Origin of the sequence: Rossellomorea vietnamensis (assembly GCF_008180415.1) — a bacterium.
GTDB classification, from domain to species: Bacteria; Bacillota; Bacilli; order Bacillales; family Bacillaceae_B; genus Rossellomorea; species Rossellomorea vietnamensis_C.
This window is the reverse complement of sequence record NZ_VTEI01000010.1, coordinates 42,357-65,295: the sequence shown is the minus strand read 5'-3', so window position 1 is coordinate 65,295 and position 22,939 is coordinate 42,357. Positions and strand designations below refer to the sequence as shown.

The following is a 22,939-nucleotide window of genomic DNA, read 5'->3' as shown; positions in this document are numbered from 1 at the left end:
TTTGTTTCTACCCGCTCGTTTGCTGCTCTTTGTCCCATTTTTTCTTTTTCATGATAAAGGCAGCGATGGCAATCAGGGCGACGAGAAGTAGAGATATGAAGAAGCCGAAGCGTATCTCTTTTTCCATGACTGTACCGCTGACTGCTGCCAGAAGCAGAACCATCCCGAAAATTCCGAGAACTTTACTCCACATTTTATTCTCCAGTATTTTCAGTCCTGAAATAATGATGAAAGCCCAGTTATATAAAATCAAAATTCCGGCAGCCGTCGTGATGTATTCGTAAATCTTCCCTGGCAGGAGCAGGGCGGTGATGACAGAAAGCAAAAGTCCCGCCGCTGCTAAACCTAGTGAGGGAAGCGGAAGTTTTTTGAATTTCTCAAGCTTCTTTGAAAAAAGCTTAGGAGCATCTCCATCCTTTGCCATCGTGACAAGAAGGTTGGTTACCCCAAATAAAGCGGCCGTCATAGTCGAAAATCCGGCAATAATGATAGCCCCGTTGAATACATGTGGAAAAAATTTAAGATTTGTGCCATTCAGAGCTGTGACGAATGGGCTTTCATCCGGTGTGAATTTATCATAAGACACCAATAAAACGGCCAGTCCAAGTGAAATCACATAGATAACGAGCAGGAGAATAAGCATGATCTTTCCTGCTTTAGGTGCATCTTCCTTGTTCTTTAGCTGCATCGCCATTAAACCAATGACTTCAATACCGCCATAAGCATAAAAGGCATAAATAAGTGAAGACCAGAAGCCCTTGAATCCTTCCGGAAACAGTTTTCCTGTGGATGAAGGGAAATCAGGCTTGCCTCCGCCGCCTTTAATCCAGCCAAACAGCACAGCTGCTGCCAGTATGATAAACATGATAATAGCTGCTGTCTTAATGACAGCAAGGATATCTTCAACTTTATCAAACCCTTTTGTTCCGAGCAGAACAACTAAAATTGACAATACAGCATATCCTGCTGCAAACACCCACAGAGGGACTTTCTCGAACCAAAACTGTGAAAGAAGCGAAAGGGCTGTCAGCTGGCTCCCCATAATCAGGATATTCGATGACCAGTAATTCCATCCGCAGCTGAACCCTGCCCATTTTCCATAAGCTTTATTGGCATAATAACAAAATGATCCTTCCTGGGGATCTTCTGCTGTCATCTTTGCCAGCAGATTAAAAACGATATAAGTTCCGATTGCCGCTAAAATGAAGGCAAATACAATGGAAGGGCCAGTGTGCTTGATTCCGATACTCGACCCGAGGAAGTACCCGGTGCCGATGGTGCATCCGACCCCCATTAGTGACAGCTGCCACCACTTTAAATCTCCTTTACCGGAACTGCCTTTATTGCCTTGGCCTCCGGTGCCAGTCCCGCATCCAGCACTGCTCATAAAACATCCTCCTTTATATAGCACGTACAAATCCTCATCTGCTAGGTTGCACTTAAGAGAAATTTTATATAGAAGGAAAATTAATCCGGTATCAAACGGAGAGTATAATGCCTGACCTTTTTTTCTTGCCGCTTAAATTGTAAAATCACCCTCTGTGGGTAACTTATAGCTATGTTATTCACGTAGAGCTGAAGCGCCTGAGAGTCCGTACCCACTGGAACGGACTTAGCCCCTCAGGGTCAAATAACCTCAAGAGAATAAAAGGAAAGCCCGCCTTTTTTTCTCTTGAGAACATTTGCCTGTCGGGGCTGATCAAGGCGCTTCCGCTTTTGTTCCTCCAGCTGCAGCGCCTAGCCCCTCGGGGTCAAATAACCTCAAGAGAATAAAAGGAAAGCCCGCCTTTTTTTCTCTTGAGAACATTTGCCTGTCGGGGCTGACCAAGGCGCTTCCGCTTTTGTTCCGTCCAGCTGCAGCGCCTAGCCCCTCGGGGTCAAATAACCTCAAGAGAATAAAAGGAAAGCCCGCCTTTTTTTCTCTTGAGAACATTTGCCTGTCGGGGCTGATCAAGGCGCTTCCGCTTTTGTTCCGTCCAGCTACAGCGCCTAGCCCCTCGGGGTCAAATAACCTCAAGAGAATAAAAGGAAAGCCCGCCTTTTTTTCTCTTGAGAACATTTGCCTGTCGGGGCTGATCAAGGCGCTTCCGCTTTTGTTCCTCCAGCTGCAGCGCCTAGCCCCTCGGGGTCAAATAACCTCAAGAGAATAAAAGGAAAGCCCGCCTTTTTTTCTCTTGAGAACATTTGCCTGTCGGGGCTGACCAAGGCGCTTCGGCTTTTGTTCCGTCCAGCTACAGCGCCTAGCCCCTCGGGGTCAAATAACCTCAAGAGAATAAAAGGAAAGCCCGCCTTTTTTTCTCTTGAGAACATTTGCCTGTCGGGGCTGATCAAGGCGCTTCGGCTTTTGTTCCGTCCAGCTACAGCGCCTAGCCCCTCGGGGTCAAATAACCTCAAGAGAATAAAAGGAAAGCCCGCCTTTTTTTCTCTTGCGAACATTTGCCTGTCGGGGCTGATCAAGGCGCTTCCGCTTTTGTTCTTACAAGTGACAGATATTTCGAAAGTGTGTGATAATAACAACAGAGGTGATGATATGAGAATAATTCAGGAGAAAACAGTGATGCATAGTTATCCAGGGATGGTGGCTCTTGTTACGGTCTCCCATCAAGGCGAAGATAATATAATGGCAGCCGGGTGGCATTCCTATATTTCCTATGAGCCGCCCATTTATGGTGTGGCAATAGGGAGAGAAAGACATACATACGGATTAGTCAAAGCGGCTGGAGAGTTTGCAATCAACTTTGTTCCGGCACGATTTGCAGAATTCATTCAACAATCAGGAGTATATTCAGGCAGTGAGGAAAATAAATTCGAAATAGGCAAAATGGAGTTTGAACGCGGGAAAACAACAAATGCGCCTATTTTAAAAGAAGCTTATGTAGCCTATGAATGTAAAACGATCGATGTTAACTCTTATGGAGACCACGATTGGTTTGCTGCGGATATAACAACGTTTTATAAAGATGAGGAGCTATTTGATGAAAATGGACTGCCTGACTTCGGAAAGTTAGCCATTCCTTTGTATTTGGGAAGATCTTTATATGCGGTAATGGATGAAAACACCAAGGTAGAGGATTGTACGGTGAAAAAGAAAAAGTAAAAGCCGGTTCAGCAGGTGAGCCGGCAGTGTTCACTCCATTCCGGGAGCTTTTTTGATTTCGAAATATAAGATGAATGCAGTGACAGCATGTGCGGCGATCCGTACATAAGGAAAGAAGTTCAAAAAGGAAGCAATTATCCCAAAAGCACTGCCGAGAACCGGTTGATCTTCTGATTTTGAAACCATTAAAACACAGGCATGCCATACAGCGATGAAACAGAGATAAAATGGCATCAATTCAGAAGCGACACTCCCGAAAATAGGAAGAGCGAGAAAGGCTTCTATTGAGAATGAAAGCCATTTAATGCGTGAAAGCAAATCAACCACCTCCTTCACATTAGAGTATGATAAAGGCAGGAAAGAGGTGTATAGAAATGACGTAAGAAGTAAGGGAATTCTTAAATAATCCTTTCCGCTGGTGCTGCCTTGGTTCAAAAAATTGTATAGATCAACAGAATTAGGAAAAGGCACGATTTGATACTGTTTATCGGTGAGGCAGCAAATTTTGAATAGGTAAATTTTTTCCGAATCCGAGCGTAATTAAGACAAAAGAGGTCATAAAAGAATTAATTAAAGACTGCCATTAAAAATTTTTTTCTGGGTAAATACTTTACATAGTAGCTGTGAAATAATGGAGGACAGAAGAAAAAAGATGAGGAAATAATATCCTTCAGCCTCTTTTTTTTACTAAAACCCGGGATAGGAGAGGAAAAATGAAACCAAGAATTGTACAAAAAGAAGGATTCAAGGCACTCGGTTTGAAATGGCAGGGTACATTTGATGAGGCTTCTCAAGGGGGCCTCCAAAAGCTGTTCCATGACCTGAGAGAGGTTTCCGAGGGCATAGAACACAGAACAGAACCTGGTATTGTGAAAGGACTGTCCTATCATAATCTTACTGGGGGATTCACCTATTACTTATGCCAGGAAGTAAGAGAAATCGAGGAGATTCGGTATGGTCTTGAAATTATAGAAGTGCCTGCTTATACGTATGCTGTACTGGAACATGAGGGACCTGAAATCCTGGCATCCTATAATGTGTTATACAAATGGATAGAGGAGAAGGACTGCAAGTTGAATCAACAAATTCTACAGCATCTTGAAGAGTATCCCGCTGATTATGATCCCCATCAGGATGATCCGAAACTAATCATTCATATACCAGTTTCAATCTAAAAAAAGAATCCCACGGGATTCTTTTTTTAGGCTTATTTTTGATAGACACCAATGGTGAATACACTATTTATTGTACGTTAAGGCCATTCTGCTGAATGATCTCTTCTACTTCCATGCGGGAGATCTTATCATTGTTATAAGTGATTTTCACTTCGCCGTCTCCTGTATCTACAAGGGCTCTTTCAATTCCATCAAGGCTTAATAAGGCGTTTTCTAAATTTTGAATAGCCGTTCGATCCGTCGCTTCTTTTACTCGTAAAGTCATTTCATCCATCAGTCATACTCCTCTCAATAATTGATATTCTAATTATATATACCCGAATATCCAAGAAGTATGTAGATCGAGGGGGTTACGCTTAGAGCATTAAAAAGCATTTAATATGGTAACGGGTCCTGTTTTGAAGTACAAACTTCTAATTAGCCGAAGAAATGGTAGAGTGATTTCCACTCCAGATGCGTGACTCCGCGGGGCTAGGTGCTGGAATTAGACGCATGCGAGTCCCGCAGGTCACGCACCTTCCTTCATATTAATGTTAGGATTAAAGGAACTTGTTTCACAAATTTTGAAGAACAAAAAGTTCTCCATTTGCTAATTAGGGTGCATTTTGTTTAACCAATTGAACAGATATATCAGCAAGAATACCGCTAAATCAACCAAAAAGGAGTGTCAAAATCAATGCGATTTGACACTCCTTTTGATGTGTAATTGTTAATTCAGTACTCGAGCACAGAACCCGTTAACAAAATGGATGCTTATATGTTCTGTTATTTTTCTGGAAGTTCATATCCTGAAGTGACGAGATCCAGTTTACCAGTGGAAGGATCGATGACCAATCCATGGACCGGGACTTCTTCATGCATCAAAGGATGGTTTCGAATCATTTTTACACTGTGCGCAACACTTTCTTCCACGCTGGAGAATCCGGTAAGCCATTCATCGAGGTTAATGCCGGCATATTCCAGTGTATCAAATGTTTCTTCACCTATTCCTCTTTTAATCATGCTCGATTTGACTTTATCTGCATTTAAACCTGCCATTCCACAATCGTGATGGCCGATGACAAGTACTTCATCGGCTTTAAGTTCATAAACGGCCAGCACTAAGCTTCTCATGATGCTCCCGAATGGATGGGAAACGACCGCACCGGCATTGCGTACGATTTTCACATCTCCGTTTTTCATATTGATTGATTTGGTAACGAGTTCAACCAGTCTGGTATCCATGCATGTCAGAATGACAAGCCGTTTGTCAGGAAACTTTGTTGTTATATAAGACTCATACATTTTCTCAGAAACAAATTTGTTATTAAAGGAAAGAATGTCATTTAAAAGAGACATAGGGTACCTCCACTATTGATCAAAATTATTTTATATTATTTTTAAGGGTTTCTTCTATTTCCATGCATTGTTTCACCAGGTACTTTTTTTCTGGTTCAAGGTCTTCCAATTGATCTTTAAGCTGCTTAAGCTGTTTCAGGGCTGCCTGGATATCATTCTCATGTTTGCGGATCTGGCCGGCGGCAGAATCCAGGTGAAAGGAGCTGGGATGCAGCTGTTTTTGAAATTCATCCTCTTGATTCGGGTTCCACAGCTGTTTCTGAATCCTGTCGAGTTTTTTTGAAACATCCGAGTAATTATCGGCTTTGCTGATGACGGCCACAAAGTATTTCTGCTTAATTTCCACGAATTGAAAGTGGACATCATGCAAAATCGGAATACTCGGCTTTTCCTTAGATTTAAAGTTGATTTCAATAGACCCTGCGGAATGCCGGTGAAAATACTTAGAAAATTTTGTTGCGCTTTCTTCTTCTATCATATCAAGAAAACTTGGACCTTGCATCAGCTTTGAACCTTTTGATGAAGCTTCTTCGATATTCAGATGGGCATCTAATATAAAAAGAGGGATGGGGATATAATATAATTCTTCCATTATGAATCACCTTCAGACAAGACAGGCTGGGATTTATTCTGGGCATTTAAGGCAAACGACTCAATATCCCTGAGATCGCGGCATAAATGAACATTGTTAATTCCGAAATCTTCTAAATCATAAAGAGAAACGACGCGCCCTCCCACGAGTATATCTACCTCTTTTCTGGCCTCAGAAATCTGGATTAAGCAGTCTTTCAGTTTGGGCAGAAGGGGGGAAAGTGCAATGGATATTCCAATGGCATCGGGTTCCCATTTATCGATGGTTTTGATGACTTCTTCTGTAGGTACACTGGAACCAAGGAATTTAACATTCCACTTACTCTCCCTGAATACATCAGAAACCATCTTTAAACCAAGAGAATGCTGCTCGCCCTCAAGGCAAAATAAGAGAATGGAAGGAGACCTTTTCAATTGCCCTGGATGGACAATCTGGTATCTTAACTGAGTCATGAGGTAGTCAATGCTTGCGGTTGCAAGATGTTCTTCTGCAACAGTGATTTTATTCTTTTCCCAAAGACTGCCGACACTTTCCATGACAGGTTTTAAGATCTTTTCATAAAATTCTATAGTCGAGAGAGGCAGTTCCCGGTTTTCCTGGTACCATTTATGGATTTCTGGGAGGTCGCCGGCAATCGCCATTTCAGTTAGTTTTCTAATTTGTTTTTGCAAATGGGACACTCCATTAATAGTTTGTTATATTTATATTTTATGCAGTTCGTTTTGTCTATTTCCCTATTTTAGTACGTAACGCTGTAAAAGAAAAGCAAGAGACCATAAATGGTCCACATTACTAGCTTTAAGGGTTACGAGAATAGGTAAATCAGATAAAATTCAGAGAAACTCAGAAACAACGGACCGGGTTTCGGTCCGTTGTTTCTATCATATCCGTATTAATTTTCGTTTTTACTTGAAAGAGCCGGGTTTAGCTTGTTAATGGTTTTTTGATAGGATTGAGCTCTTTTTTGGGATGTCCCCGTTCAAGATAGCCTGCATATTTCTTATTCCAATGTTTCAACGCATAAGCTATAAGAAGTCCACCTGCTATTACAAGGCCTATAATGACCGGCCAGAACCAGGCAGAAACGATACCATCGCTATAGGCTAAACCAATCGGTGAGAAAATCACATAAGCAATCGCTATAGAAGCGAGAAGGGTAATCGACATCGGCAAAGCATATTTCCATGGTGTCATAGCGACTTTGGAATCTGCCACATAGTGATAAGCCTTAGCGAGCGGCTTCCACTTACCGATAACAATCATCATCAATACTTCAATCGTAAAGAGAATGCCGTAAATATGAATGAAGTTAATGCCTAGTTCATATCCAAATAGATGGTTCGTACCCCACACCAGCATATAATAGGTGATGACATGGAAAATAATAACCGTCTTGGCCGCAAGTAAAGGAATCCGTTTTGACAGAACTCCTACAAGCAGGATGACGACAATCTGGATGTTGAAAAATCCAGTGAACCGCCTGATAAGATCCCACAGTCCTTCAGTGGCATTCATAAGCATCGGTGAAATTGACATCGAAATGACAGCGAGCAAAATACCAAACTTCTTACTCACGGAAATCAGCTGCTGGTCATTCGCCTCCTTATTAAAGTGAGGCTTATAGATATCTAAAGCAAACAGCGTTGCCGCACTGTTGAGAAGGGAGTTGAAAGAACTGAGTACAGCCCCCAATAGAACAGCCAGGAAGAACCCTGTCAAGTAACTCGGAAGGATATTGGCTATTAAAGTAGGATAAGCCAAATCAACCGATCTTAAAGAGTCACCAAATAGATGGAAGGCAATGACCCCAGGAATCATCATCATGAATGGAACGAGAAGCTTATAAAATCCAGAGAAGATGACACCTTTCTGACCTCAGCCAGATTTTTGGCTCCTAACGTCCGCTGGATCACATATTGATTCGTTGCCCAGTAGAAGAGATTCGCAAAGATCATTCCTGTAAATATGGTGGAAAAAGGAACAGAATCTTCACTCGAACCAATCGAATTCAATTTTTCAGGATTTGTTGTGGCCACTTCTTTCATGCCGCCGATAAAGTTTCCGTCGCCAAGTGCAAAGAAACCAAGGACTGGCACAGGAATCCCGATGATAAGCAGTCCAACTCCATTGATCATATCTGAGACGGCTACAGCCTTTAAACCTCCAAAGATAGCATAAACGGCTCCGATGATCCCGATCACCCAGATAACAAGCCAAACAGATTGTGTATAGCTGATGCCGAGAAGTTCGGGAACATCAAATAGTTTTAATACTGCAAGCGCACCTGAGTAAAGCATAGAAGGAATCGTGACAAATACATATCCCAGCATGAACAGGATGACAGTATACTTCCTGACTCCTTCATCATATCGCTGGGTGAGGAACTCAGGCAGTGTTGTAAAACTTCTTCCAAGATATTTCGGGAAAAGATAAATCGCCATTATAATAATTGAAAAGCTGCGGTAACTTCCCATGCCATATTGGTTAAATTGGTACGGAATGCCTGTGCGTTCAATCCCACCAGCTGCTCAGCCGATAAGTTTGTCAGCAAGAGAGAACCGGCAATAAATGTACCAGTCAGTCCCCTTCCGGATAGGAAATACCCATCAGAATCATTTACAGAACCTTTAGTCTTTATGTATGAAATCCATGCAACAAGACCCATGGAAAATAAACAAGAGATTATGGTGAATGTCAACCAACTAAACATGAGCGTCTGCCTCCAATTTGATAATATTGTAGAATAATATATATCCATATTAAAAGAAGTTGAAGCCTCCCTAGATGATAAGTCTGAAAATAAAAATAATTATTGTAATATTATAATCTTTTTCTGTTTTGACTATTGACATTCTTCACATGCTGCCCTACTATAAAAGGTGTTAATTAAATAGTTTCCTATCGCAGGAGAGGTTCATAGCCCAAACCCTCTATAAAAAACTATGGATGAGACTTACATTCGTAACCATATCCATGCCGGATATGGTTTTTTTATGTCCCTCATCATAAACTTTTGGCTGTGGATTCTCTTTATTTTAGGTAAATAAAGGGAGGATTTTTAATATGTCTGGAAGAAAAGATGAACAACTTCAAGATGTTACATTACTAGGAAACCAAGGGACAGATTATTTATTTGAATACGCACCGCAAGTGCTGGAAACCTTTGATAACCAGCATCCAAATAGAGATTATTTCGTCAAGTTCAACTGTCCGGAGTTTACGAGCCTTTGCCCAAAAACAAAGCAGCCTGACTTTGCGACCATTTATATCAGCTATATCCCTGACATTAAAATGGTGGAGAGTAAATCGCTGAAGCTGTATCTTTTCAGCTTCCGAAACCACGGTGACTTTCACGAAGACTGTATGAACATCATTATGAATGACTTGATCGAATTAATGGACCCTCGCTATATCGAAGTCTGGGGTAAATTCACTCCAAGAGGCGGAATTTCCATCGATCCATATTGCAACTATGGAAAGAAGGGCACCAAATTTGAAAAAATGGCCGATTACCGGATGATGAATCATGATCTGTATCCGGAAACCATCGATAACCGGTAAGGAGAAATTAGCATGCTGATCTATCTCAATTCTCTCTTCGTCGGTCTTCTAATTCTTTCTAATATATTAGCCGTAAAACTCTTCAGTCTTGGGGATTGGGCTGTTTTGCCCGCTGCAGTGATCGTCTATGTTTTCACTTATCCGATTACAGATGTAATTGGCGAAGTGTACGGAAAAGATGCTGCCCGTTCAACTGTCAGAGCGGGACTGTTGACTCAGGTGTTTGCACTAGTGTTTATAGCAGCAGCGATCCAACTGCCAGCGGCTCCGTTCTTTGGAATGCAAGGAGAATTTGAGTCTATCCTCAGCGGAAGCTTCCGCATTACATTGGCCAGCCTGATTTCTTACTTTGTCAGCCAAAACCTGGATGTTTCAATTTTCCACAAGCTCAAAGCTAAGCATGGATCTGAAAAACTGTGGCTGCGCAATAATTCATCCACCCTGTTGAGCCAGCTTGCAGACACAACCATTTTTATCACCATAGCATTCTTTGGCACCATGCCGCTGACAGCGCTTCTTGCCTTAATCGGTACACAATATCTATTCAAACTGGTTGTTGCTGTAGTCGACACTCCGCTAGTTTACCTTCTCGTTCGGCTTGCCCGTAAAGAAAAGGACAGTGGAGTCGGATTCGCAGGATAACGCCTTAAGACCATCCATTTTGGGTGGTCTTTTTCTTTGGGAGCAACTTTTAGAGGAGAAGAGTGCTTTAAAGAGCTCTGACTCGCTTAGGAAATGTAATTGCGAGCACTATGACGAGAGGTTGAAAGCGTGGCAGGTGCGTCTAATGGGATTTGCGAGCGCAATATCCATAATACGAGCGCATTATGCAGAAATGCGAGCGGGAAAATTCAAATGCGATTGAAAATGACAATTTACGAGCGGAAAACCAATAAATGTGAGCGAGCAGGCCGATGATGCTGTAAAGGACGAAAAGTTCCGTCCTTCAGTAAAATACCAGTGTAAACCTTTGCAATTTTTTCAATAATTAAACCTTATGCATACCCCTTTACAAAGGTATTTATGACCTATATAATCCCGTTGTTAATGAAAATAAATAATAACTATTTTATATAAAAGGAGGTTGCAGTGATGCGAAAAAAGCTGATATCGTTTTTCCTTATGAATCTGGGTGCTTTTTTTGTTGCGGTGAATGTTCATTTCTTTCTTTCACCAAATAATTTGGCAACAGGGGGAGTCAGCGGTTTATCCATTTTACTGAATTCGGTGATGCCGGAGATGTCGATCGGTATGTTCATGATCCTGGTTAACATCGTATTATTCATCATCGGTATAATATTCCTTGGTTTCAGCTTTGGCGCAAAAACGGTCTATGCCAGCTTTGCTCTGTCAGGGTATGTCTGGCTGCTTGAAGCCGCTGTCCCTTTGCAAGGGCCAATGAGCGAAGACATTCTAATACAATTGATTATCGGGCAATGCATCGCTGCAACCGGTATGGCACTGGTCTTCAATCAGAAAGCCTCAACCGGCGGGACGGATATCATTGCGATGATCTTAAACAAATATTTCAATATTGAAATCGGCCGTGCCGTTCTTTTCTCCGATTTGGCCATAGCACTGTCGTCTACATTCCTATTTGGAACACAGGTCGGGATGTATGCCTTCTTCGGAGTTATCTTAAATGGTCTGGTCATTGATTACACACTTCAGCAATTCAATACGAACAAAGAAGTGGTCATCATCAGCAAGGAAAGCGATGAAATCCGCACCTATATTGTAAAAGAACTTGGAAAGGGTGCAACCATCCACACAGCCAAGGGGGCGTTCACCTCTGACAGTAAAGAAGTCATCACAACCATCCTTGGTCGAAAGGACTTCTCCAAACTAAAAGGCTTTATTACGGAAGTGGATAATACAGCATTCATCACCGTGCATAACATGAATGAAATACTCGGCCAGAACTTCAAACGTCTGGTGTAAAACAAGGGATTCGCTCTAAAAGGGCGAATCTTTTTTAATAGGCAGTAAGAAGGAGAGGGTTGAATGTCCAGAGTGAATATTGATTTCCTTCATGAAAATGAAGTCGAAATAGTATCGAGGGATTTAAAATCAGCTGGAGTTAATAGAAGTAAAGAATATCTGGAGTTATGCATCCGTGATTATAAAGAAGGGCTGCGGGTCGTGTTTGTTGCAAAGACAGACAGCAATACTGCCGTGGGCATCAGTCATCTACTGCTAACATCCAGGTATCCCGGTTTCAGGGAAGAAAATATTCCCGAAATCAATGATTTGTTAGTTGTTCCAAATCAATGAGGAGAAGGCATAGGGGCAAAATTGCTCGACGCACAGGAGGAGTATGCTAAAATGGATATATTCCTGATGGAAAGGGAGTAGTGTATGATTACCAGCCGGCAGCACCAGGAGAAATGGTCAGGCTTGATGATGAACTTAATCTTTGCCTGATAAAATCTTTAAGATAAATTTTAAATACCCCTTGTATAAAGTTTTCGAAAAATTGTATACTATTATTATAACTAGGAATATAAGGAGGTGTGTATTGAGATGAAAAGTTCTGTCGGGTTGCACGGTCAATTTTTAGAATATATCTACATTTGTCGTGCGATTTTTCATGGTTTTGCTGTCAACGGGATACGTATGCCCTTTTTTAGCAATTCCATATGAACAGAACGGTAAGAGGTCTCAATACCCACACTTTTATAGAAAACGGGGGGAGAGCGCGTCACGCTTTCCTTTTTTTATGCCCGAATTTCAAAAGCCATGGTATAAGGTCCTTCCTTATACATGGCTTTTTTATATTTCAGGGAATTATGAAAATCCACCACTGTGGGTAACTTTCGGCTATTGGAATCCGCGTCCAGAATCAAAACCCAGCCCCTCGGGGTCAAATACCCGGGGTTGAACAGGGCGCTTTAGCTTTAATGATATAGTCAGAGATCCTCTTACTCATTAAAAACCATGAGGAAGAAAGGATAGATGAAAATGATAATGAACAGTGTACAGCAGATCAGTAAAATGTATGGAGGAAATCTTGTTTTTGAAAATTTGTCTTTTGAAGTTCACGAAGGCGATAGAATAGGCTTTGTAGGAAGGAATGGCACCGGCAAGACGACTGTCTTCAAATTGATTGCAGGTGTCGAACAGCCGGATACAGGGGAGATTCATTTTAAAAAAGGAGCAAGGATCGGTTATTTATCACAGATTCCTCAATATGAGGACAGTGTCACGGGGAATGAAGTTCTGAAATCGGCGTTTAGTGAACTTCTGAATATAGAAATCCGGTTAAAGGAACTGGAAGGGAAAATGGGAACGGAGCAGGACGCCGGGAAACTTCAGCGCCTGCTTGAAGAATATGGGCCTCTCCAGGATTCATTCACACTGGGGGGCGGTTATGAAATAGAATCGGAAGTAGCAAAAGTAGCCAATGGCCTGGAAATAACAGGTTTGCTGCATAAACCATTCAATGCCCTCAGCGGAGGAGAACAAACCAAAGTTTGTCTTGGACTCATTCTTTTGAAAAACCCTGACCTGCTGCTGTTGGATGAACCGACAAATCATCTGGATATCGGAGCAGTGGAGTGGCTGGAAGGCTTCCTGAAAGAATACAGCGGATCGGTTATCGTGATTTCTCACGACCGATATTTCCTGGATGAAACGATCAATAAGGTAATTGAGCTTGAGGATGGAGAAGTTCGCCTTTACCATACAAACTATTCCCAGTTTGTGAAGGAAAAAGAAGATAGATTGCTGCTGGAGTTTCAGCAGTACCAAGAGCAGCAGAAAAAAATCAAAAAAATGAGAGAAGCAATCAAAAGGCTGAAGGAGTGGGCCAATCAGGCAACCCCGCCTAATGCCGACCTCCATAAAAGGGCAAGAAATATGGAGCGAGCCCTGGAGAGAATGGAAAAACTAAAACGCCCGGTATTAGATAGGAAGAAAATGGGGCTGGAATTTGAAAATGGTGACCGCAGCGGAAAAATGGTCTTTACCATGAAAGAGGCAGGAAAGTCATTCAATGATAAATCCTTATTTAAAGACGCTTCTCTTGATGTCCACTTCAAAGACCGTACTGCCCTCGTCGGGAAAAATGGAACCGGTAAGTCCACAATCATCAAGATGCTCCTCGGAGAAATGGAGCAGGATGAAGGAGAAGTGAGGCTGGGGAGCAATGTCAGAACTGGCTACCTCTCACAGCACTTTACAGCAGCTGATCCCAATTTAAGACTGATTGATGCCTTCAGGGATGAGGTCACAGTTACAGAAGGAGAAGCAAGGCATATCCTGGCAGGGTTCCTTTTTTATGGTGCAGCTGTTTTCCGCAAAGTTGGCCAGCTGAGCGGCGGTGAAAAAATGCGTCTCCGCCTTGCACAGTTAATGCACCAGGATATCAATTTCCTTGTTCTCGATGAACCGACAAACCATCTCGACATTGACTCCCGCGAGGTCTTGGAAGATGCGCTCGAAAGCTTTAACGGAACTATACTTGCGGTATCCCATGACCGATATTTTCTCAACAAATTGTTCGAGAAGACTTATTGGATTCATGACCGTAAACTGTATTTCTTTTCTGGGAACTATTCCTATGCAAAGGAAAAACTCAATGAATTCACAGTGGAAGAGGAACCTGTCTCTAGAACGAAAGAAGGAACCGGCAAGGAGAAACAAGTCAAAAGGGAGAAAGAAAAGCCTTCGGTGTCGCTGGATGCCCTCGAAGAAGAGCTGCTTGTCATTGAAGCTGAGATAACGTCCATAGACCAGCAGCTCTCAAAGGAAACGGATTTGGAAATTCTCCAAAAGCTTTATGCTGAAAAAGAACTGAAGGAAAGAGAGCGAGACGACAAATACTCTTTGCTTGAACAGCTGCTGTAAGAGCCGGTATAGAAGCTTGAACCAATCTATTGATGAGTGTCGAAGTATTCAAACGGGTTTTAGGAATAAGAGATGAAAAGGATAACCAGCCTGTTTCCCAGTTTCAAGAGATAAAGCATTCATGAAAGTCCCTAGCTGCCCAAAGTGAGTCAGGAATGAGTAAAAAGGTAAGCAAGAAGACTTCTAGCTGCCCGAATTGAGTTAGGACTGGGTAAACAGGTAAGCAAGGGAGCTTCTAGCTGCCCAAAGTGGGTCAGAAATGAGTGGAAAGGTAAGCTCGTCAGCTCCTAGCTGCCCAAAGTGAGTCAGGAATAAGTGGAAAGGTAAGCAAGAAAACTTCTAGCTGCCCGAATTGAGTGAGGAACGAGTAAAAAGGTAAGCAAGAAGGCTTCTAGCTGCCCAAAGAGACTGAGGAACGGGTAAAAAGGTAAGCAAGAAGTCTTCTAGCTGCCCAAAGAGACTGAGGAACGAGTAAAAAGGTAGGCAAGAAGACTTTTTGCTGCCCGAATTGAGTGAGGAACGAGTAAAAAGGTAAGCAAGAAGTCTTCTAGCTGCCCGAATTGAGTGAGGAACGAGTAAAAAGGTAAGCAAGAAGTCTCCTAGCTGCCCAAAGTGAATGAGGAACGGATAAAAAGGTAATCAAGGGAGCTCCTAGCTGCCCAAAGAGACTGAGGAACGGGTAAAAAGGTAAGCAAGAAGACTTTTTGCTGCCCGAATTGAGTGAGGAACGAGTAAAAAGGTAAGCAAGAAGTCTTCTAGCTGCCCGAATTGAGTGAGGAACGAGTAAAAAGGTAAGCAAGAAGTCTTCTAGCTGCCCGAATTGAGTGAGGAACGAGTAAAAAGGTAAGCAAGAAGTCTCCTAGCTGCCCAAAGTGAATGAGGAACGGATAAAAAGGTAATCAAGGGAGCTTCTAGCTGCCAGAGGGAAATGCGTAAAAGGGCACGAAGGAAGCTTCCGGAGAACAATGATAAAACGCTGCAAAATGAATGAATGTGCTCAGTGGTCTTCCTGAAAGTTTTAGATTTCTTCCTTGAGGGAATAACCTATAAAAAAGAACGGGAGGTTTTTCATCATGGAAGATATCCGTGGAGGAAACAGGAGAGAAAGCCTGGATGAGATACATGAAATCCTGGTAGATGGATTGCAAAGGGAGCTTCATCCCGATGAAAATAAGCTTGTGACAGAATGGACGGCAACATTCAATCAAGAAGAAAGAGCAACCATTATCAATATGTTGAAGGAATTCCTCAACAAGCATAAACGTCATGATTAACTCTAAGGAAGAACGGCTACAATCAGCCGTTCTTTTCATTTGCCAAGACAGGCATAGCTCGAGACATCCTAAGCTCTCCTTCTTCTAAGAAATCAACTCATGCCCCTCCTCACAGGGATCAATTTAAAGACCCTCGTATCTGAAATTCATGAAGTTGTCATGATCAAGCGGTTTTCGTTTTTCTCGATTAAATTCATGCGTGGTATAATCACGGTAGCAACTAGCGGCGAAAGGAAGTTTATGTTGGCTAAATTAATTGAAGAAGCTGTCGAATTCATACAAATTTGTTATAGAGAACTGGGAAAAGCTGAAGAATCAATCACTCAGCGAATCACCCAAGTCCAATCGGAAATAGAAACTACTGGAGTATACACCCATACTTATGAGGAAATCGAACATGGAGCTAAAATGGCGTGGAGAAACAGCAACCGGTGCATCGGAAGGCTGTTCTGGGATACTATGCATGTGAGGGATGCAAGAGATGCATCCACTGAAGAAGAGATATTTACAGAGTTGGAAGAGCATCTTAAGTTTGCCTCTAACGGCGGGAGAATCAGGCCAACCATCACTATATTTCGTCCATCACTTCCTGGCAAGCCGGATATCAGGATATGGAACCATCAACTGATTCGGTACGCGGGATATAGTAGTGAATATGGCGTGTTGGGCGATCCTGCTTCCGTGGAGTTTACAGCAAAGTGTGAAGAACTCGGCTGGAGTGGCACCGGGACGCATTTTGATGTTTTGCCATGGGTAGTTGGAATCGGGGACAATAAACCTCACTGGAAGCAGGTGAGTCAAGATCATCTCCTGGAGGTAACATTAAGCCATCCCGAATACAGCTGGTTTGAAGATCTCGGCCTGAAGTGGTATGGAGTGCCGATTATATCGGATATGAAACTGGAAATCGGCGGAATTTCTTATAAAGCGGCTCCTTTTAATGGCTGGTATATGGAGACGGAGATCGGCGCAAGAAATCTGGCTGATGAAAATCGCTACAACATGCTGCCAAAGGTGGGAAGCTGTATGGGCCTTGATATTTCAAGAGCATCCACTCTTTGGAAAGACAGGGCATTGATTGAACTGAACGCTGCCGTTCTGCATTCGTTTAAAAAGAAGGGAGTCAGCATTGTCGATCACCATACCGCAGCCCAGCAATTCAAGGTGTTTGAAAATAAAGAGGAGCAATGTGGAAGGGAACTGACAGGGGATTGGACCTGGCTGATCCCGCCCGTCTCACCCGCAGCGACTCATGTTTTCCATAAAAGCTATAATAACGAGTGGAAATCACCAAACTACTTTTACCAGGAAAAAGCTTATAATTAAAGACCGAATTCTTGGTGAAAGCTTTTTCTGGTAATTAAAAAGTATTGAAACCAGTACCTGAACTCATCAAACAGCGGCTGATGGTCGTGGAATGAAAAATTTTCAAAAAAGTCTTCCAGTTCCTCTGTACTTGACTCATCCAATAAAGCTGAAACGAAGAGCGGGTAGCGGAACCGTTTATAAAGGGTACTGTAGCCATAAAAATCAAATAGATCTTCCATTTGTGATTCGGTCATTGGAAACATCCTTTCCGTTTATTGGTACTAGTATAAACAACAGGAAGGGTCCCGATTCTTGAAAAAATTTAAAAATGGTTAGAAGTACAAGCACGGAAGGAATCTATTCATACTATGTACTATGAAGAACCTCCTTTCATCTTCATACCCGGCTGCGGAACGCTGTGCAGCCGGTTTTTTTGTTTGTCTATGATTAAACCATATCTAAATGGCTGAGCTGTAAACAAAAATGCCTTGAGAATCCAATTGGATTCTCAAGGCACATTCATCATCATTTAGCGATTTTCTGCAGTTTATGGATGACCGAAAGCGAACGGCCTGTACCGATAGCTACAGATTCCAGAGGGTTTGGAGCAAGGTGGACTGGTACGACGATCTCATCAGACAGCCATTCCTGCATCCCGCCAAGAAGGGCTCCGCCACCCGTCAGGATTACTCCGCGATCTACAATGTCACCGCTCAATTCTGGCGGACAATTCTCCAATGTAGCACGAATCGTTTCTAGAATATGAAGCAGAGATTCTTTCAAGGCTTCCTGAATTTCATTCGAATCCAACGTAATCGTTTTCGGAAGGCCCGTTACCAAGTCACGACCGCGGATATCGATCGTCATTTTTTCATGTGGAATCAGTGCATGTCCGATCTCCATTTTGACTTGCTCGGCAGTGCGTTCTCCAATTAATAGATTGTATCTTTTGCGGACATGCTGGATGATATCGTCATCCATCTGATCGCCGCCTATACGGATTGTATTGCAGGATACCACACCTCCATAGGAGATGATTCCAACTTCGGTGGTTCCACCGCCGATATCGACAATTACATTGGCAACAGGCTCATCGACTGGAAGGTCTGCTCCAATCGCAGCTGCTACCGGTTCTTCGATTAAAGTTACGGACTTGGCTCCGCTTCCCTTGACTGCATCCTGGATGGCTCTTTTTTCGACAGATGTAGCACCTGAAGGAGTACATACGACAACACTTGGCTTCCTGATGGATAGACCAAGCTGCTTGCCTGCTTTTTTCATTATTTGCTTCAACATTTCCGTCGTCACATCAAAATCTGCGATGACCCCGTCCTTCAACGGTCTGACTGCGATAATCTTGCCAGGCGTTTTTCCTATCATGCTTTTGGCTTCCGTCCCAACAGCCAGAACACTTTTGGTTTCTGTGTCAATGGCGACAACAGAAGGCTCATTGAATATGATTCCTTTATTTTTACTGTACACCAGAATATTGGCAGTACCTAAATCAATACCGATTTCCGAGTTTGAAAGCATCATTATTCCTCCAACTTTTAGACATTCTTCTTGTTTTCATGTTTAGTAAACTATCAGTTTCAAAGTCTATCTCTATATCCTTCATAAATTATAGGAGATTTTTGACGGTTATTGTCCCGGATAAATTTACCATAAACTGATTGTTACAGCCTGTTACAAGAGGATCCTCTCCGGAAGAATGGCCTTTTTTATTGTCTCCTCAATCATCCACCGCAATAGATTAGGAAAAACACAATAGTTGTTATATTGCCGTGTTAATAAAACTTAAACTTGCTGTAAAGTTGTAATGATAAAATTTGGAGATTGTTTAGGAGAAAAGGAGGAGGGGGGTGTCCAGGGGAAAGCACCTTTTAAAAAAATATCAGAGAAACTTTAGCATATGTATCCAAAAATCTTGAAACTCCCTTTGGAAAGCAGCCTCTTTCCATCAAAAAACCGGCCTCCACTTCACAATGGGAGCCGGCTTCTTTTATAATTTAAACTTGCTCAGTTCTTCGTTCATTTCCTCTGTCATTTGGTGAAGATGTCCGATTTTGGTATTCATCTGGTTAAAGAAATTTAATTGCTCTTCGGTGGAGGCGGATATTTCTTCCGTTCCTGCTGCTGTTTCTTCTGTAACAGCAGAGATGTTTTCAACTGCCGAAATCACACTGTTGGTCATTTCATTGGATTGATTCATTCCTTCTACCAAAGAACTCAGTTGTTTATATACCAAAGTGATTTTGGTAGAAATGTTTTCAAATACCTCTTCTGTTTGGTTCATAGAAGAGAGCTGTTCTTGTGAAACTTGGTTGCCGTCCTTCGACAATTGAATGATGGAGCCGATGCCTTCTTTAATACTTAGAACCATCTTCCCAATCAGTTCAGTAGCTTTTGAAGAGTCTTCAGCAAGCTTTCTGACTTCTTCTGCTACTACAGCGAAGCCTTTACCAGCCTCACCAGCCCTTGCCGCTTCGATTGCCGCATTTAAAGCAAGGAGGTTCGTTTGGTCCGCAATGCTTTTAACAGAGGAGGCAGCCTGCTCAATTTCATCCGTATACTTGGCGAACTGTTCCGCGGAAAGCATAATATCCCTGGAGGATTCTGACTGCTGTTCAGAAAATGCTTTCTGATTATCCAATGTTGTCTTTCCTATTGTGACCATGTCCAAGGCTTCTCTGCTGGTTTGAACGGAAAGTTTGCTTTCATGTACATTCTTTCCGAATTCTTCGCCCATGTTATTCATTAATTCTGCTGCAGCGCTGATGTCTTCTGAAATAGACTGGCTTCCCCTTGAAAGTTCTTCGGTTGAGACGGCTACTTGGCTGCTGCTTTCAGTCAGGCTCTGCATATGCACGTTCACTTCATCGGTAAAGGATTTGACCCTGCCGCCAATGGATTCAACAGATAGGACCGTCTGCTTCAGGTTTTGGACCATATCTGAAAAGGAAGTTTGCAGTTTGTCAATTTCATATCCGCTGTTTTTCCTCCCTGCTTGCGATCTCACCGTTAAATCTCCGTCCGCTACTCTTTCTGCATCCTGTACAATCCTGTTGATTGGCTGAACAATCTTTTTTGATAAGTATAAAGAAAGCCCCACGGACATCAGGATCAACAGGACAGAGGCGATAATGGAGGAAAGGGTGATGAATGAAATCTTTTGTTCTGTCTGCTTCAAAATCCCTTCATACCATTCATCTGTCTGCTTGTTCAGCAGATGCATGTCATTGAGGACGCCGGCTATCCGTAAAGACTGCCGGTTGACTTCAGCTGTATTTTGGCTTTCAAGCGCTTCTGTTGAAGCTGTTGTTAATTGTGAGAATTTTCCTGAAATCTTATTAAGAGTTTCTTTCTCACTACTGTTTATTAAAAGTTTACTCAGCCTGTAAATTTCTTCTTCTGCATCTTTTAACAAGGAGAGGGCTTCAGTCTTATTTGAGTCTGATGAGTTGAAGGCGTAATTTTCTAATGATTGCTTAGTGACAATCAGCGTACCGTTCAGTGATTCCGTTGCCGTTAACACATGTACATCCTCTTTGGCAGAACTTTGGATATTGACAATCTGGAATATCATAAAAGCGATAATGCTGATTGAAAATACAAGAGGGAGTATACCTAAGATGATTAATCTGCTTCGTAGTTTCATAAACCTTGCTCCCTTGTTAGTCTAAATTAATGGTTACGCTGCCGGAGATGATTTTATCTTTAGCGGCTTCAATTGCTTTTAACTGTTCTTCTGACAACTTGAAATTACGGATTGGTGCTAATCCAACACCATTTTCGGCCAAGCCGAGCTCATAAATATCTTGTGGAATTGCCCCTTCTTTAACAAGGCTTTCAGCTATGTCGAATACAGCAACGTCTATATTCTTCATCATGGACGTAACGACTGCTTTTTCCGCCACAAAGTACTGGTCTGAATCGACTCCCGCCGTGAAGACTTTGTTGTCTTGGGCAGCTTGAATTGCCCCAACTCCAGTAAAACCGGCAGCAGGATATATAAAGTCAATCCCTGATTTAAACTGTTTTTCTGCTATCTCCCGGCCTAATTGGGCATCACTGAAGGTATTGGCATATTCGTTGGTAATATTGATTTTGGGATTTATGTATTGAGCTCCTTGCCTGAACCCTTTTTCAAACCGATGGATGACGGGTACATCGGCACCACCGATGATTCCAAGCTTCTGGCTCTTGCTTGCCATGGCAGCAACCATCCCTACAAGAAAGCTTCCTTCATGTTCCTTAAAAGTGATGGAGGTGACGTTTTCAAGTTCAGAGACTCCGTCAATGAGCAGGAATTCCTGATCTGGATATTTCTCAGCCGTTTTTTCAATGGCTTCCTGTACAGAAAAGCCCAAGCCGATGACAAGGTCATTTCCTTGTTGAGTCAATTCTTCTAGCGGTGTTTCAAAATCACCATCAGGAGCTTCCCGGTAATCGAAAAGGATTCCCAATTCATCCCGGGCCTTCTCCAATCCTCTGAATGCCGAGTCATTAAAGGATTCGTCTCCAAGACCGGTATCAGAGAGCAGCACCCCGATGTTATATTCCTTTTCTATTTTTTTTGAAGTTGTAGTGCCTGAACATCCTGCTATAAATAAGACAGCAATGATCAGAGGTATAAATAATGTATTTCTCACTGATGCTCCTCCTAATCGGTTGTAGGACAAAGATAAGATGTCCGTACCTTTAGTATCGGCCGGCTATAGAGGTTTGTTAAGATTAAAAATGAATTTTCGAGCTCAAAAAACCTGGATAAATCGAAACGCCTGTAAAATGTTCATTCGGCAGCAGTTGAGTTATAGCCAATATAATTCTTCTTGTTCAACTGTAAAGTAAACTGAGATAATCTGAAACTTAAATCCTATGTTTTCCGTCTAACAACTAAAGAATGGAAAACTTAAGGAGAGTAGAATATGCAGGGAGGAAAATATGGTGAGTGTACTGAAAAAGCTTACTTTGTGGGTGACGGCAATCCTTTTAATTTCCGGTTGTCAACCGAAGGCAAAGACGGAAATCGAAATTGAGATGAAAAGTGAAGAAGAACAACAAAAGATCATGGAAACTTATACTCTCGAGGATTACAGGAAGATTTTTGATGAAGCAGTCTCTGAAGCAAACAAATTGGAAAGTGATGAACAGTTAAACAAATGGATTATCAGAACATTAGCCAATGAAAAATTACTTTATGAAACAGAGCTGACAGATGAGGAGGTGTTGGAACTTTCGGAACGAGAGATGGAAGAATATGAAGTGTGGATATCCATTGCTAAAGAGGAATATGGTATCACCGTAACAGATGAAGAAATAGATGAGTTTATCAAAGAAGGACCTGATACAAGTGATCTGCCCCAGCAGCAAGCTTATGCAGATGCATTAGGGTTAACTATCGAAGAACTTAACCACGATTTTGATAGAGATCTCTATGAAAAGAATGTTATTTGGCTGAAGCTTAAACCTCAACTGGAAAAGAAATATGGTACTAAAGATAATAATAAGCAGATTGAAAAGTATGAAGAGGAAGTGATAAAGAAAATTAATTAGGTGTGGGTAATTGAATTTTGTAATACAAGCAGCCCCTCGGAGTCAAATGACACTTAGAAAATAAATGGAAAGATCACCTTTTATATCTCTTTAGAACATTGGCCAGTCGAGGGTGACCAAGGAACTCCAATTTTTAAACAGGTGAAGCCGGGAGGGCGGGCGCACGGAATGGAAATTAATTACCACTAAG

26 protein-coding genes and 1 riboswitch are annotated in these 22,939 nt (G+C 42.2%); of the genes, 11 read left to right on the top strand and 15 right to left on the bottom strand.

Translation table 11 applies throughout. From position 1 onward, the window contains the following. Positions 1-7 precede the first annotated feature (7 nt). The 3 genes from FZC78_RS16945 to FZC78_RS24365 all read right to left on the bottom strand — a co-directional run bounded on the left by FZC78_RS16945 (position 8) and on the right by FZC78_RS24365 (position 2,457). The gene (locus tag FZC78_RS16945) at positions 8-1,387 is read right to left on the bottom strand and encodes an amino acid permease (RefSeq protein ID WP_148941295.1); all 1,380 of its coding nucleotides are present in this window, start codon (positions 1,385-1,387) and stop codon (positions 8-10) included. A gap of 312 nt (positions 1,388-1,699) precedes the next feature. Then, complete coding sequence (locus FZC78_RS24370; protein ID WP_252183658.1) at positions 1,700-2,080, bottom strand: hypothetical protein; 381 nt, start codon at positions 2,078-2,080, stop codon at positions 1,700-1,702. Continuing rightward, positions 2,077-2,457 carry a hypothetical protein gene (locus FZC78_RS24365; protein ID WP_187444974.1) on the bottom strand — a complete coding sequence of 127 codons (381 nt, stop codon included), beginning with the start codon at positions 2,455-2,457 and terminating at the stop codon, positions 2,077-2,079. Before FZC78_RS24365 ends, FZC78_RS24370 begins: the two co-directional genes overlap by 4 nt. A gap of 100 nt (positions 2,458-2,557) precedes the next feature. Here FZC78_RS24365 and FZC78_RS16930 point away from each other — a divergent pair, with 100 nt between their 5' ends. After that, complete coding sequence (locus FZC78_RS16930; protein WP_252183657.1) at positions 2,558-3,097, top strand: flavin reductase family protein; 540 nt, start codon at positions 2,558-2,560, stop codon at positions 3,095-3,097. A 30-nt stretch (positions 3,098-3,127) separates the two neighbouring features. Here FZC78_RS16930 and FZC78_RS16925 read toward each other — a convergent pair whose 3' ends face one another. Beyond that, positions 3,128-3,415: a hypothetical protein gene (locus tag FZC78_RS16925; RefSeq protein ID WP_148941294.1), complete on the bottom strand. Its 288-nt coding sequence runs from the start codon at positions 3,413-3,415 to the stop codon at positions 3,128-3,130. 395 nt (positions 3,416-3,810) lie between these two features. Here FZC78_RS16925 and FZC78_RS16920 point away from each other — a divergent pair, with 395 nt between their 5' ends. Continuing rightward, on the top strand, positions 3,811-4,272 hold the full coding sequence (locus FZC78_RS16920; protein ID WP_148941293.1) for a GyrI-like domain-containing protein: 462 nt from the start codon (positions 3,811-3,813) through the stop codon (positions 4,270-4,272). Between the two features lie 67 nt (positions 4,273-4,339). Here the strand turns inward: FZC78_RS16920 and FZC78_RS16915 are convergent, their stop codons facing one another. The 7 genes from FZC78_RS16915 to FZC78_RS24880 all read right to left on the bottom strand — a co-directional run bounded on the left by FZC78_RS16915 (position 4,340) and on the right by FZC78_RS24880 (position 8,912). Beyond that, positions 4,340-4,546 carry a heavy-metal-associated domain-containing protein gene (locus FZC78_RS16915; protein WP_148941292.1) on the bottom strand — a complete coding sequence of 69 codons (207 nt, stop codon included), beginning with the start codon at positions 4,544-4,546 and terminating at the stop codon, positions 4,340-4,342. Positions 4,547-5,037: 491 nt separating this feature from the next. Continuing rightward, positions 5,038-5,610 carry a beta-class carbonic anhydrase gene (locus tag FZC78_RS16910; protein WP_148941291.1) on the bottom strand — a complete coding sequence of 191 codons (573 nt, stop codon included), beginning with the start codon at positions 5,608-5,610 and terminating at the stop codon, positions 5,038-5,040. 25 nt (positions 5,611-5,635) lie between these two features. Beyond that, positions 5,636-6,202, bottom strand: a complete 567-nt coding sequence (locus FZC78_RS16905) for a hypothetical protein (protein ID WP_148941290.1) — start codon at positions 6,200-6,202, stop codon at positions 5,636-5,638. Continuing rightward, a complete protein-coding gene (locus tag FZC78_RS16900) occupies positions 6,202-6,873 on the bottom strand; it encodes a cobalamin B12-binding domain-containing protein (protein ID WP_148941289.1) in 672 nt (223 codons plus the stop codon). The genes FZC78_RS16905 and FZC78_RS16900 overlap by 1 nt, the downstream gene beginning before the upstream one ends. Before the next feature lie 253 nt (positions 6,874-7,126). Beyond that, positions 7,127-8,026 (bottom strand): sodium:solute symporter family transporter, encoded by a 900-nt coding sequence (locus FZC78_RS24890; protein ID WP_435874155.1) that lies wholly within the window; start codon positions 8,024-8,026, stop codon positions 7,127-7,129. Next, complete coding sequence (locus tag FZC78_RS24885) at positions 8,023-8,643, bottom strand: sodium:solute symporter family transporter (RefSeq protein ID WP_435874154.1); 621 nt, start codon at positions 8,641-8,643, stop codon at positions 8,023-8,025. Before FZC78_RS24885 ends, FZC78_RS24890 begins: the two co-directional genes overlap by 4 nt. Continuing rightward, on the bottom strand, positions 8,643-8,912 hold the full coding sequence (locus FZC78_RS24880) for a sodium:solute symporter family transporter (RefSeq protein ID WP_435874153.1): 270 nt from the start codon (positions 8,910-8,912) through the stop codon (positions 8,643-8,645). Before FZC78_RS24880 ends, FZC78_RS24885 begins: the two co-directional genes overlap by 1 nt. Positions 8,913-9,105: 193 nt before the next feature. Then, a riboswitch (PreQ1 riboswitch) is annotated at positions 9,106-9,152 on the top strand. 113 nt (positions 9,153-9,265) lie between these two features. Here FZC78_RS24880 and queF point away from each other — a divergent pair. The 8 genes from queF (at position 9,266) to FZC78_RS16860 (ending at position 17,211) form a co-directional block, all read left to right on the top strand. Continuing rightward, positions 9,266-9,763, top strand: a complete 498-nt coding sequence (queF, locus tag FZC78_RS16890; RefSeq protein WP_148941288.1) for a preQ(1) synthase — start codon at positions 9,266-9,268, stop codon at positions 9,761-9,763. A 12-nt stretch (positions 9,764-9,775) separates the two neighbouring features. Then, on the top strand, positions 9,776-10,405 hold the full coding sequence (locus FZC78_RS16885; protein ID WP_148941287.1) for a queuosine precursor transporter: 630 nt from the start codon (positions 9,776-9,778) through the stop codon (positions 10,403-10,405). A gap of 450 nt (positions 10,406-10,855) precedes the next feature. Beyond that, positions 10,856-11,704, top strand: coding sequence for a YitT family protein (locus FZC78_RS16880; RefSeq protein WP_148941286.1), 849 nt, complete (start codon positions 10,856-10,858; stop codon positions 11,702-11,704). Positions 11,705-11,767: 63 nt separating this feature from the next. After that, complete coding sequence (locus FZC78_RS16875) at positions 11,768-12,037, top strand: hypothetical protein (protein WP_148941285.1); 270 nt, start codon at positions 11,768-11,770, stop codon at positions 12,035-12,037. Positions 12,038-12,286: 249 nt separating this feature from the next. After that, entirely contained in the window at positions 12,287-12,406 is a 120-nt protein-coding gene (locus FZC78_RS24605; RefSeq protein ID WP_286365503.1) for an RAxF-45 family protein, read from the top strand. Positions 12,407-12,724: 318 nt separating this feature from the next. Then, complete coding sequence (gene abc-f, locus FZC78_RS16870) at positions 12,725-14,611, top strand: ribosomal protection-like ABC-F family protein (protein ID WP_148941353.1); 1,887 nt, start codon at positions 12,725-12,727, stop codon at positions 14,609-14,611. A gap of 1,073 nt (positions 14,612-15,684) precedes the next feature. Continuing rightward, positions 15,685-15,885, top strand: a complete 201-nt coding sequence (locus FZC78_RS16865) for a hypothetical protein (protein ID WP_148941284.1) — start codon at positions 15,685-15,687, stop codon at positions 15,883-15,885. Positions 15,886-16,125: 240 nt separating this feature from the next. Beyond that, entirely contained in the window at positions 16,126-17,211 is a 1,086-nt protein-coding gene (locus tag FZC78_RS16860) for a nitric oxide synthase oxygenase (RefSeq protein ID WP_148941283.1), read from the top strand. Here the strand turns inward: FZC78_RS16860 and FZC78_RS16855 are convergent. The 4 genes from FZC78_RS16855 to FZC78_RS16840 all read right to left on the bottom strand — a co-directional run bounded on the left by FZC78_RS16855 (position 17,208) and on the right by FZC78_RS16840 (position 21,845). Continuing rightward, positions 17,208-17,447, bottom strand: coding sequence for a hypothetical protein (locus FZC78_RS16855; RefSeq protein ID WP_148941282.1), 240 nt, complete (start codon positions 17,445-17,447; stop codon positions 17,208-17,210). The two genes, FZC78_RS16860 and FZC78_RS16855, sit on opposite strands and share 4 nt — an antisense overlap. 271 nt (positions 17,448-17,718) lie before the next feature. Then, the gene (gene mreBH / locus FZC78_RS16850; protein WP_148941352.1) at positions 17,719-18,726 is read right to left on the bottom strand and encodes a rod-share determining protein MreBH; all 1,008 of its coding nucleotides are present in this window, start codon (positions 18,724-18,726) and stop codon (positions 17,719-17,721) included. A 469-nt stretch (positions 18,727-19,195) separates the two neighbouring features. Next, positions 19,196-20,851 carry a methyl-accepting chemotaxis protein gene (locus FZC78_RS16845; protein ID WP_148941281.1) on the bottom strand — a complete coding sequence of 552 codons (1,656 nt, stop codon included), beginning with the start codon at positions 20,849-20,851 and terminating at the stop codon, positions 19,196-19,198. A gap of 16 nt (positions 20,852-20,867) precedes the next feature. Beyond that, on the bottom strand, positions 20,868-21,845 hold the full coding sequence (locus tag FZC78_RS16840; RefSeq protein WP_435874152.1) for a BMP family lipoprotein: 978 nt from the start codon (positions 21,843-21,845) through the stop codon (positions 20,868-20,870). A 292-nt stretch (positions 21,846-22,137) separates the two neighbouring features. Between FZC78_RS16840 and FZC78_RS16835 the strand changes: the two genes are divergently transcribed. Next, positions 22,138-22,749 carry a hypothetical protein gene (locus tag FZC78_RS16835; protein ID WP_148941280.1) on the top strand — a complete coding sequence of 204 codons (612 nt, stop codon included), beginning with the start codon at positions 22,138-22,140 and terminating at the stop codon, positions 22,747-22,749. Positions 22,750-22,939: the final 190 nt, after the last annotated feature.